The 12,283-nt window shown below is 43.9% G+C and carries 8 protein-coding genes; 4 read left to right on the forward strand and 4 right to left on the reverse strand.

The genetic code is table 11. The features are described 5' to 3' along the window. Positions 1-193 precede the first annotated feature (193 nt). On the reverse strand, positions 194-2,098 hold the full coding sequence (gene dnaK / locus FLA_RS19800; RefSeq protein ID WP_076379224.1) for a molecular chaperone DnaK: 1,905 nt from the start codon (positions 2,096-2,098) through the stop codon (positions 194-196). 151 nt (positions 2,099-2,249) lie between these two features. On the opposite strand from dnaK, the gene FLA_RS19805 reads away from it, so the two are divergent. Together FLA_RS19805 and FLA_RS19810 are read left to right on the forward strand one after the other, a co-directional pair. Next, on the forward strand, positions 2,250-3,560 hold the full coding sequence (locus tag FLA_RS19805) for a PQQ-dependent sugar dehydrogenase (protein ID WP_231940289.1): 1,311 nt from the start codon (positions 2,250-2,252) through the stop codon (positions 3,558-3,560). A gap of 168 nt (positions 3,561-3,728) precedes the next feature. Further along, entirely contained in the window at positions 3,729-6,266 is a 2,538-nt protein-coding gene (locus tag FLA_RS19810) for a DUF5686 family protein (RefSeq protein ID WP_076379226.1), read from the forward strand. Here the strand turns inward: FLA_RS19810 and FLA_RS19815 are convergent. After that, the gene (locus FLA_RS19815) at positions 6,250-6,774 is read right to left on the reverse strand and encodes a GtrA family protein (RefSeq protein WP_076379227.1); all 525 of its coding nucleotides are present in this window, start codon (positions 6,772-6,774) and stop codon (positions 6,250-6,252) included. The two genes, FLA_RS19810 and FLA_RS19815, sit on opposite strands and share 17 nt — an antisense overlap. Positions 6,775-6,848: 74 nt before the next feature. Between FLA_RS19815 and FLA_RS19820 the strand changes: the two genes are divergently transcribed. Further along, positions 6,849-8,807 (forward strand): arginine--tRNA ligase, encoded by a 1,959-nt coding sequence (locus FLA_RS19820; RefSeq protein ID WP_076379228.1) that lies wholly within the window; start codon positions 6,849-6,851, stop codon positions 8,805-8,807. 96 nt (positions 8,808-8,903) lie between these two features. Here FLA_RS19820 and FLA_RS19825 read toward each other — a convergent pair whose 3' ends face one another. Next, the gene (locus tag FLA_RS19825) at positions 8,904-9,545 is read right to left on the reverse strand and encodes a hypothetical protein (RefSeq protein ID WP_231940290.1); all 642 of its coding nucleotides are present in this window, start codon (positions 9,543-9,545) and stop codon (positions 8,904-8,906) included. A gap of 151 nt (positions 9,546-9,696) precedes the next feature. Next, positions 9,697-10,323 carry an HPP family protein gene (locus tag FLA_RS19830; protein ID WP_076379229.1) on the reverse strand — a complete coding sequence of 209 codons (627 nt, stop codon included), beginning with the start codon at positions 10,321-10,323 and terminating at the stop codon, positions 9,697-9,699. Positions 10,324-10,396: 73 nt separating this feature from the next. On the opposite strand from FLA_RS19830, the gene FLA_RS19835 reads away from it, so the two are divergent. Then, positions 10,397-12,175 carry a chloride channel protein gene (locus tag FLA_RS19835; protein ID WP_076379230.1) on the forward strand — a complete coding sequence of 593 codons (1,779 nt, stop codon included), beginning with the start codon at positions 10,397-10,399 and terminating at the stop codon, positions 12,173-12,175. Positions 12,176-12,283 lie beyond the last annotated feature (108 nt).

Raw genomic sequence — 12,283 nt, forward strand, 5'->3', positions numbered from 1 at the left:
GTCTCCACAATCTCTGCCTTTTTCCTTGGCTCAGATTCGATCTGCTTTGCCAGATCTAATAATAACTTTATCTGATTGCTACCCATTAATATGACGTTTGAATCCGAAGTTACTAAAATTCAATTCAAATACAATACGCAAAAAAGCCAGTCATTACTGACTGGCCTTTTTATATCACATATAATGAATCCGACTATTTCACTTCTTCAAACTCTGCATCGGTTACATGATCGCCTGCGTTATCTGCAGTTTGTGCGCCTGCGTGAGCAGCATCTGCACCTGGTTGACCACCATCTTGTTGCGCTTTGTAAATTTCTTCACTAGCGGCAGTCCATGCAGTGTTCAATTCAGCCAGGTGAGTTTCTACACCAGCAAAATCCTGGTTTTTATGCGCTTCTTTCAGCTTCTCTAAGGCAGCTTCGATAGGCGCTTTTTTATCAGCAGGAACTTTATCGCCAAAATCTTTCAGTTGCTTTTCTGTTTGGAAAATCATACTGTCGGCCTGGTTCAGCTTTTCTACGCGATCGCGTGCTTCTTTATCTGCACCTTCGTTCGCTTTAGCTTCGGCTTTCATTTTTTCAATTTCTTCCTTGCTTAAGCCGCTACCCGCTTCAATACGAATTTTCTGTTCTTTACCGGTGCCTTTGTCCTTTGCACTTACATGCAGGATACCGTTGGCATCGATATCGAAGGTTACTTCAATTTGCGGAACACCACGTGGTGCTGGTGGAATACCATCCAGATTGAATACACCCAGGCTCTTGTTTTGAGTAGCCATAGGTCTTTCACCCTGCAGAACGTGTATTTGTACACCAGGCTGATTGTCGCTGGCAGTAGAATATACTTCCGACTTCTTGGTAGGGATAGTGGTGTTGCTTGGGATCATGGTAGTCATTACACCGCCCATGGTTTCAATACCCAGGCTTAATGGAGTAACGTCTAACAGTAACACATCTTTCACTTCACCGGTTAATACCGCACCTTGAATAGCAGCACCTACAGCAACAACCTCATCCGGGTTTACGCTTCTGTTGGCTTTTTTACCAAAGAACTTCTCAACAATTTCCTGAACTTTAGGAATACGGCTGGAACCACCTACCAGGATAACTTCATCAATTTGTGAAGTGCTGTAACCTGCATCTTTCAGGGCAGCTTCACAAGGCCTCAAACATCTTTCAAACAGCTTATCTGCTAACTGCTCAAATTTAGCACGGCTCAACTTTAACACTAAGTGTTTAGGCACACCGTCAATAGCAGTGATATAAGGCAGGTTAATTTCTGTTTCTGAAGAAGAAGACAGTTCTACTTTCGCTTTTTCAGCAGCTTCTTTCAAACGCTGTAAAGCCATAGGATCTTTACGCAGGTCAACGTTTTCATCTTTCTTGAATTCGTCAGCCAGCCAGTCCATAATTACTTTATCAAAGTCGTCACCACCTAAGTGCGTATCACCGTTGGTAGATTTTACTTCAAATACACCGTCACCCAAATCCAGGATAGAGATATCGAATGTACCACCACCTAAGTCGAATACGGCAATTTTTTGCTCTTTACCGGCTTTGTCCAAACCGTAAGCCAGCGCAGCGGCAGTAGGTTCGTTTACAATACGGCGTACATTTAAACCAGCGATTTCACCAGCTTCTTTAGTAGCCTGACGCTGAGCGTCGTTAAAGTAAGCAGGAACCGTGATAACCGCTTCTGTAACTTCCTGGCCCAGGTAGTCTTCTGCGGTTTTCTTCATTTTCTGAAGCACCATAGCAGAAATTTCCTGTGGCGTATATAAGCGTCCGTCAATATCAACGCGAACGGTATTATTGTCACCTTTTGCCACTTTATAGCTCCAATGGCTGATTTCTTCGGTCACTTCGTCGTGACGGCGACCCATAAAACGCTTCACACTCATTATAGTGTTATGCGGGTTGGTAATTGCCTGACGCTTGGCAGGGTCGCCCACCTTACGTTCTCCATTTTTAAGAAATGCTACTACAGACGGTGTAGTGCGACGGCCTTCATCGTTGGCTATTACCACCGGTTCGTTACCTTCCATTACGGCTACACAACTGTTGGTAGTACCCAGGTCTATTCCAATTATCTTTCCCATATTAATTTAATTTCCTTGTTGTTACATTTACATTTCTCAATCATTATGCCACTGCCTGTTAGAGTGAAAAAATGGCAGTTAGTGTGCCATCATTAATGGCACTCCTATTGCAGCACTAAGCCAAACACCTCTTTTTATGAAATTTGTGATTATGTCATTTTGTACAGTGGTAGCCCTGATTTCCTGCCAAACAGGTACAAATCAGCAGAATAATACCACCAACACACCGGCAGATACCGTAGCTACCCGCACCGATTCTGTAGAGCTCCCTGCACCATTTGCCACTAAATCCTCTAATTTGTTCAGCAATGTCACCGGCTGGCCCGAAGGAATAACCCCAAAAGCACCACATGGCTTTAAAGTGGTAAAATTTGCAGGAGAACTGAATAATCCCCGCTGGATTTACCAGGCATCCAATGGCGACATTTTCGTAACCCAGGCAAGTACCGACGCCAATGCCATCAAAAAAGCTGCAGCCGCCATTTCCGGCAAAGGCAAATCACAAAACCTGGGCAACAGCGCCAATAATGTATTATTGTTTCGCGACACCACTAACGATGGTGTGCCTGATGTGCAGGAAGTTTTTCTGTCAGGCCTGGAACAGCCTTTTGGAATGTTGGTTTTGGGAAATTTCTTCTACGTAGCTAATACCAATGCACTACTCCGTTATCCTTATAATGCCCAAACACATAAAATAACCGGTAAGGCCCAAAAGATTCTCGACCTGCCCAAAGGCGGTTACAACAATCACTGGACACGTAATATAGTGGCCAATGGCAACGGTTCCAAAATATATGTATCTGTAGGTTCCGGGTCTAATGTGGCAGAGCATGGGATGGAAAACGAGATTAGAAGGGCCAATATATTAGAGATAAACCCCGATGGATCGGGCGAACGCATTTATGCCAGCGGACTACGTAACCCTGTGGGCATGGCCTGGGCACCTGGCAGTGCCAGCTTATGGACTGCAGTAAACGAAAGGGATAACCTGGGCGATGGCCTGGTGCCCGATTACCTGACCTCTGTAAAAGAAGGCGGCTTTTATGGCTGGCCTTACAGCTACTTCGGCAATCATAAAGATCCTCGTTTAAACAATCAGCGCGAAGACCTGGTAGCCAAAGCCATTGTGCCCGACGTGCCTTTAGGATCGCACACCGCTTCTCTGGGACTGGCGTTTTACGATAAAGACGCTTTTCCCGACAAGTATAAGAACGGGGCCTTCATTGGCCAGCACGGTTCCTGGAACAATAGCACCCTGGTAGGCTACAAAGTAGTATTTGTACCTTTTAAAAACGGGCACCCCAATGGTAAACCCGAAGACTTTTTAACCGGGTTTATCAACACAGCAGCGGGCAATAATAATGTATATGGTCGCCCGGTAGGTGTGGCCGTATTACAAAATGGCAGCATGCTGGTGGCAGATGATGCTTCCAACACAATCTGGAGCATTACTAAGGAATAAACGCATATTTATTATTTTTCAAGTGTCAAAAGCCGGCTGATAGCCGGCTTTTTTCAATGTATACCTTAAATTCAACCCCAAAACAGCTTAAAATGTCTATTTAATATTTTGATTAATCAAAAATTAACATACTTTCATTCCATACAAAATCCCCTTAACAGGTAGACATTGAAGCGGCTGTTCAAACATATTCAACCCATTAACTGGTACATATTTACGTATGTACTCTTTTCTTTTTACATTTCTCCTTCTTTCGCTCAGCAAACCCCTATTTCCGGGGTGGTGATTCACGGTTTTACCAAAGATCCTGTCACCTTTGCCAGCGTACACTGGAAAATTGGCGGCTTTGGCAACATCACCGACAGTATAGGCCGTTTTACTATAAAACCATCCTTGTTTAAAAGCGATACCCTTCTTATTACGTTTGTAGGCTATAAAGAAGTAAAAATTGCTTTACAAACACTGTTGCAGCATAAAGAAGAATTGATTGTTTCTATGGAAACAGCTCCTGAAAAAGAAGGCGCTGTAGTTAAAACCAAGTTCAATAAGGGCCTTCGCTGGTGGAAAGCCCTGGTGGCGCACAAAAAAGAAAATGCGCCCACCCATTACAGTAGCTACTATTGCGAGCTATACAATAAACTGGAAATAGATATCAGCAACCTGAAAAAGGAGCAGTTTGATAAACACAAATTACTTAAACCTATGTCGTTCGTGTGGAACGATGTAGACAGCACCAGTGAGGCCAAACCCTTCCTGCCTGTGTTTTTAACAGAAACCCTCAGTGATTATTACAGCTCTCCCCACCCCGATAAACAACGGGAAGAGATCAAAGCCATTCATACCAGCGGTATAAAAAATGAATCGGTAATGGAATACCTGGGTGGTATGAGCCAGAAAGTGAATACCTATAGCGATTACATTACCCTGTTTGGCAAGGAATTTATTAGTCCTGCCAGCAGCGTGGGCGATAAATACTATAATTATAAAGGAGCCGATACACAGGTAATTAATGGCGAAAAGTATTTTCATCTGCTGTTCTCGCCCCGCCAGGAAGGAGAAAACGTATTTAGTGGTGATTGCTGGCTGCATAGCACCAGCTGGGCGCTGTACAGGATAAGCCTGGAAGCTTCGGCCACAGCCAACATCAACTTTGTTACCCGCTTAAATATCTCCCAGGAGTTTACCCGTTTAAACGAACAACAGTGGGTAGTGGCAAAAGATAAATTCATCGTCGCCCTCTCCCCTTTCAGTAAAGACAAACTGTCTTTTATTGGTCGCAAAAGCAGCACTTACCGCAAGGTAAAAGTGAATGAAACATTTATTGTAGATAAGCTGCAGACCAACAATAAACGCGAAGAAGTGGTGATTGCCGATAGTGCGCAGGAGCAGGACAAAACCTTCTGGAGCGCACAAAGAAGCGAACCTTTATCATTAAACGAGCAACACGCCTACCGCTTAATTGACACATTACGCGAGCTGCCCGCTTTTAAAAAGCTAAGCAATACCGTTACATTTATAATAGATGGCCATAAAAAACTGGGTAAGATTGAAATTGGCCCCTGGTATCGCTGGATCAGCGGAAACCAGCTGGAAAAGCTGCGTCTGCGTTTTGACCTCGGCACCACCGAAGCTTTTAGCAAACAATTGCGCCTATATGGCTATCTGGCTTATGGCTATCGCGATGGCACCTGGAAAGGTCAGGCCGCAGCTTCCTGGAATTTACCTGGGCATGGTGGCTGGAATATCAGCCCCTCCTTTATTCACGACCTGGACAATGGCCGAACGCGATTCAATGATGAAGATGTTACTACAGATAATATGTTCAGCCAGTTATTGCGCCGGCACGGTATCCGACAGAAGTTTATCCGCACCTCCCAAACCCGTTTAGCCATTACCAAAACCTTCCCGAACAACTTTTCGGTACAGGTAGCAGGCACCCGCAGCGATTTTGAAACCTTTACCCCACTTCCACCCAAAGATATTTTCTCTTTAAACTCCAAAGGCTCTATTGTAAATGCAGAAGCCAGCATTAAACTACGCTACGCCCCCGGAGAAAAGCTGATAAAAACGCACCGCCGGTCACATTCGCTGAAAAACTGGATGCCGGTAACAGAGCTGAAATACAGCATAGCCCGTCCTAACATGATGGGAAGCGAGTATACTTACGACAAAATACAGATGAGTGTAAGTCAGAATTTCCGCATTCCACGCTGGGGGCAGGTGAGTTATATGGCTTATGGAGGCCGTGTGTTTGGCCAGCAAATACCTTTTATGCTACTGGAAATTCATCCTGGCAACGAAATATACTACTACAGCAAAGATGCTTTTAACCTGATGAACCGTTTTGAGTACATCAGCGACCGGTATGCCGGCATTAACCTGGAACATAATTTTGAGAAGAAACTATTGAATATCATTCCTTTCATGCGCAAAACCCGTATGCGTCAATTCTGGAACTTTAAAACTGTATGGGGTAATCTGGGTAAGGAAAACCGGGGCTTCAACCGTATTGAATATGGCGCTTACCACCTGCGTACGCTGGATGGCAACCGTTATACAGAAGTAGGTACCGGGTTGGATAACATCTATAAATTCTTCCGTATAGACTTTGTATGGCGCTTTGCTCCACCAGTAAAAACGCCTACTTTACCAGGTTACGTACAGCAACGTTTTGGTGTATTCGGCAGCTTTAAGCTTCAGTTTTAACCGGCTCAGACTGCTTTTTAGTCCGGAACGAGAAGTAACGTTGGCTCACATAACTAAAGGTGATAACAACTACACAGTTTGCCGCCATGGCCGGTGTAGGATACCAGCCCAGGTTTTCGATAAAGAATTTCAGCAACACGTAGTTGAGCATAAAGCTGCCAGCCACCACCAGCAGGTAACGGAACAATTGTATGCGCCGGCGCAAATGCGATTCGGGGAATACCACATACAAGCTCAGGTAAAAGCCTAAAGGAAAAGTGATACAAAACTGCAGTACATAAGCAGCTATATAAGAGGTCATGGCCAGTCCAAAAGGCAGCTGTACAATTTCGTTATTGAAAATAAAGTTGTGGGCTATAGACAGTAATGCAATACTTAATACCGTATTTCCCCCACCGCAAACCGCATAACGGAATGTTTGCAGGGGCATTATCTTTTTAAAAAGCGGATAAAATGCATCTATTATTTTCAGAATGAATCCGCGTATCTGGTGGTGCAATTGCCTCATAAATGCCCGTGAAGATAAGGCAATTTTCAACCTGTCAATTTACATCGCTATTTTTGCCAGCCAAATAAAGAATCATGAGTATAGTAGCCCAGATAAAACAGGTAGCAGCAGCAGCGCTTAAAGAATTGTATCAGCAGGATATAGCTGAACAGGATATTACTATCAATGCCACCAAACCTGAATTTACCGGCGATTATACTATTGTTTTATTTGGTTTTGTAAAGCAACTGCGAAAATCGCCCGACGAACTGGGCGAGCAGCTGGGCGCCCTGTTGGTAAAAAACCACCCGGATCTCTTCAGCAGTTTTAACGTTATTAAAGGCTTTTTAAACCTGGAAGTAAGCACCCCATGGTGGGTAAATTTCCTGGAACAGCAATATAAAAACCCCGCCTACGGCACCCAGCCTGCCAATGGCAGCAAGGTGATGGTGGAATATTCCTCCCCTAATACCAACAAGCCTTTACACCTGGGTCACCTCAGAAATAACTTTTTAGGCTGGAGCATTGCCGCCATCCTGGAAGCCAATGGACACGAGGTGGTAAAAACATGCGTGGTAAACGACCGGGGCATTCACATTTGTAAAAGCATGATTGCCTGGCAATTATTTGCCAATGGCGCCACTCCTGAAAGCACTGGTAAAAAAGGCGACCACTTTGTGGGTGACTACTATGTAAAATTCAGCAATGAACTAAAAGTACAGTCAAAGGTGCTGACAGACGCTATCGCTCAAGGCGATGTTTCTGCATTCACCAGTGAAGAACAAGCTAAAATAGCTACTCACCAGGCAAAAGTGGCGCAACTGACAGGTATTCTGGAAAATCTGCCAGCAGACCAGGTTGCTAAAAAAGCGCCTTCCCTGAAAGATAAAATAGCCACCGAACAGGAGGAAATAAAAGACATTGCCGAAAACGCTACTCCTATTATGAAAGCCACCAAGCAAATGCTGCTGGACTGGGAAAACGGAGTGCCGGAAGTAATTGCATTATGGAAAACAATGAACAGCTGGGTATACGATGGTTTTAACACCACCTACCAGCGCATTGGCAGCGATTTCCAGAAAACCTACTACGAAAGCAATACCTACCTGCTGGGTAAAGACCTGGTAGAAGAAGGATTGGCCAAAGGCGTGTTTTTCCAGAAAGAAGACAGCAGCGTATGGATTGACCTTACTGCTGACGGACTGGACGAAAAACTGGTAAGAAGAAAAGACGGCACCTCTGTATACATTACCCAGGACATTGGCCTGGCCGAACTGAAACAAAAAGAATACGGCGCAGAACAAAGCATTTATGTAGTAGGCGACGAACAGAACTACCACTTTAAAGTATTAAAACTCATTTGCCAGAAACTAGGCCTACCTTCTGCTGACGGTATTTACCATTTAAGCTACGGCATGGTAGAACTACCTAGTGGTAAAATGAAAAGCCGCGAAGGCACGGTGGTAGATGCTGACGACCTGGTAAAGGAGATGACCTCTACCGCCTACGACACTACCAAAGAAAAGCTGACCGAAATAGGTAGTATACAAAATTATAGCGAGGAAGAACTGACCACACTATGCGATACCATTGGTATTGGCGCCCTGAAGTTTTTTCTGCTACGGGTAGATCCTAAAAAGAAAATGATCTTCAATCCGGAAGAAAGCATTGATGCACATGGATTTACCGGCCCTTTTATACAATATGCTTATGTGCGTATTAAAAGCATCATCCGCAAATTTGGCGAAGCAGCAGGTAACAGCAGCATCGCCACTGAATTAACACCATTAGAGAAAGCGTTGATCATACAACTGGAACTCTATCCAGGCGTTATAGCAGAAGCAGCTGCCGAACACGACCCATCTAAAATAGCAGTGTTTGCCTTTAACCTGGCCCAGGCCTTTGGCACCTTCTATAACGATAAGGGTCATTCTATTGGCAATGCCGAAAACGAAGAGAAAAAAGAACTGCGTCTGAAACTGGCACAGCTTACTGCCCAAACGCTAAGCAAAGCAATGGGACTGCTGGGCATACAGGTTCCGGAAAGAATGTAACTCCGGAAACGTTCACTACCAACAACATATTCAAAAGCAACGGGGCTTCTAGCAATAAGAAGCCCCGTTTTCGTTTATAGCTAAACCAAGGGAAAACTAACGCTCGCGATTAACGGCATTTTTGATTCTGCTGGTAGGCAGATAAATCTGAAAGCCAAAGTCAAGCGTTAAGGTATTAGTAGTGGTAGCAGAGCCAAAGCCAACAATACCATCATACTTTAACAAGGTTTCCAAACCAATATTGGGCGTAATAAAATAGGCCATACCCGGACCAAAGCCAATACCTAAGCCATTGGTGCTTCCACCGGCTCCGGCAGGGTTATAACCAGCTATCCCCACATTCCCCTCTACAAAAAAGCGGGAATGTTTCAGGATATTAATACTGGGATCACTTACATAATAGCGGCCCAACGCACCTACTCCATACCCAACATCACTGCCACCATAGTCTTTAGCGGTATACAGGTTAAAGTTTACATAACCACCAATGGCCACATTGTCTTTAATAAACCAGGCGGCTTTGGGAGTAATGTCTACATTAAAGGTCTTGGAACTGTTCAATCCGAGGGATAAGTTAGCAAGATCTCCCCCTACCAATACGTTGCCTTTCTGAATCTGAGCTTTCACACCAGTCATGGCTGCAATAAGGGCAAAAGCCGAAGCTAGTAGCTTTCTTTTCATATCTGTTTTCATTTTACGGTTAAAATCTTCCATTACCGTAACACATGAAAACCCCATAAGGTTCATTTTCCCAGTAAAAGTGTGGCGAAAACAATTGCTAACTGCTTAATTATGAATAAGATTAGTAATAAGATAGGGAACATGCGCTGCAACAGCAAACACATAAACAATAATTCAATATCTAATAATCCCAATCAAAAACGAATTACTAACCATGATGGACATCAGGGTTATGTTCTTTCAAACGCATTCTTTTAAAAAACAGCCTTTTCACTGTTTTAGTAAAGCGTTTATCTGTCGGGTATTTTCTATGAGGTGTAAGGTTATTACAAATGAGTGCCACTATAAATAAAATAAGCACTCCCGATAATACAGGCGAAAGCACATATCCATAACCTAGCGCCTTAATCTGCCCTGAACCTGTAACCGCAATCAATGCAGTGGCACCTCCGGGTGGATGAATAGTTTTAGTGATCTGCATCAGCACAATAGACAAAGACACAGCTAAAGGAGCCGTAAGCCATACTATATCCGGCAAACACTTGCCTACTGTAACACCTACTATAGCCGACACAACATGTCCACCAATTAAATTACGGGGTTGCGCCAGTGGACTTTGTATAAAACCATACACCAGCACACTGGAAGCACCAAAACTGCCAATAAGAAAAATGTTATCCTGAACGGCTACTTCAAACTGCTGGAGATAAGCAATAAGGCCAATGCCCACAAAAGAGCCAATAAACGACCAGAAGTGTTCTTTAAAATCTACTAACGTTTCTTTATATACTACATAACGGGATATACGGGTTACCCGTTTCATCTTTTTTAACATACGGCCTTGTCCCCCTTTTCACGCGGCAAAGATAACAGGAAGATGTTAAACGCAGGATAAGTACCTTTGTTTCATGATGAACATAGTGCATGGCCCGGTTCGCAGAGGAGTACTTTATGTAAAGTCAAAGTTAACCGAACGTCAATTTCTGCTTGTTGCCTGCGTAATAGTAGGCGCTACAGCCAGTCTTGCAGCTGTCACCTTAAAGCTGTTGGTGTTTAGATTAGAAGAATTATTCTTTACACATGCTGCCCCCGGCAACGTTATGTGGTACCAGGTACTATTGCCTATTGTGGGTATTGGCGTAAGCAGTTTATTGATAGTAAAAGTGTTTAAAGAGTTTAAGAAAGGCAATGATAAAATAGTATATGCCATTGCCAAAAATGGCGCAAACCTTCCTTCCAGCCAGATATATTCTCATATTGTTACCAGCAGCATTACAGTAGGCTTAGGAGGATCAGCAGGCCTGGAATCCCCCATGGTAGCCACTGGTGCAGCTATCGGCTCCAACTTTGGCCGCCTGTATTTTCTTCCTTATAAAGAACGCACCGTACTACTGGCCTGTGGCATTGCATCCGGCATCGCTTCAGCATTCAGTGCTCCTGTAGCAGGTGTGTTGTTTGCATTGGAAGTGCTGATGATAGATATTACCATTACTACCTTCATACCATTAATTATATCCGCTGCTACGGGTGCATTGCTGGCACGCATGATATTAGGAGATGAAATTTTATTATCCTTCCGCAACCTGCATCCCTTTAATTACAGCAACACTTTGTTCTATGTATGCATAGGCATACTGGGCGGCTTTTGCGCCCTGTACTATGCGCGTATGTACACCTGGATTGAACATAAGTTTGAGCATTTGCGCACGGCTACACACCGTTGGATATGGGGTAGCCTGTTACTGGCAGTGCTGATCTTTTTTCTGCCACCGCTATTTGGAGAAGGTTATCAAACCATAAGAATGCTGGCCGATAACAATAGCATATCTAACAGCACTGGTTTTTTACTGCATAATTTTGGAACTACCTGGGGCCTGCTGCTGTTTCTGGTAGCAGTGATATTAATGAAAGTATTTGCCACAGCTTTTACAGTACAAGGCGGCGGTAATGGCGGCAGCTTTGCACCTGCATTGTTTATTGGCGGCGTGTTGGGCTTTGTGATAGGCAAATGTTTTATCCTTTTAGGTTATGAAGATGTGCCGGTAGCTAACTTTGTAGTCGCAGGCATGGCTTCCATGCTAAGCGGCGTATTCTTCGCACCTTTAACAGCCATATTCTTAAGTGCAGAAATAACAGGCGGCTACAGCCTCATCATTCCTTTAATGCTGGTAGCTGCTATCAGCTTCTTTGTGGTGAAGTCGTTTGAACCACTATCAATGGAAATGAAAAAACTATCGCACACCAGCCGCTTAAACCCTAGTGATAAAGATAAATTCCTGTTAAGCCGGTTAGAACTTACGCACATGGTAGGTACCGACTACCTGCGATTTAATACTAAAACAACATTGCCCGAAATAGCAAGGCTCATCAGTCACGATTTAAACGATGTATACGCTGTTACCAGCGAAGGCAATAAACTGGAAGGGGTCATTTATCTGAATGACATTAAATCACTTATGCTGGACTACCTGGATAAAAACCAGTATACCACCGCTACTGATGTCATGATTAAACAGCGGTTTCTTACCGTTAACGACGATGTAGAAACAGCCTTATATACATTTGAGCAACAAAACGTTTCTACCCTGGCCGTAGTTACCGAAACCGGCGCCTGGGCTGGCTTTATTACCAAAGCCGCCATATTAGACCGTTACCGGCAAGAGATTTTACAGCTGAGTTATAACTAGTGTTTTCCGGTAACAGCGGGTGTGTTTATCATCAAAATGCTATATTGCAGTATGTTTAACATTAAACATACTACTCCTTTTCTACTCCTCGCCTACTTCCTCAACCTG

This window comes from Filimonas lacunae (assembly GCF_002355595.1).
Classification (GTDB): domain Bacteria; phylum Bacteroidota; class Bacteroidia; order Chitinophagales; family Chitinophagaceae; genus Filimonas; species Filimonas lacunae.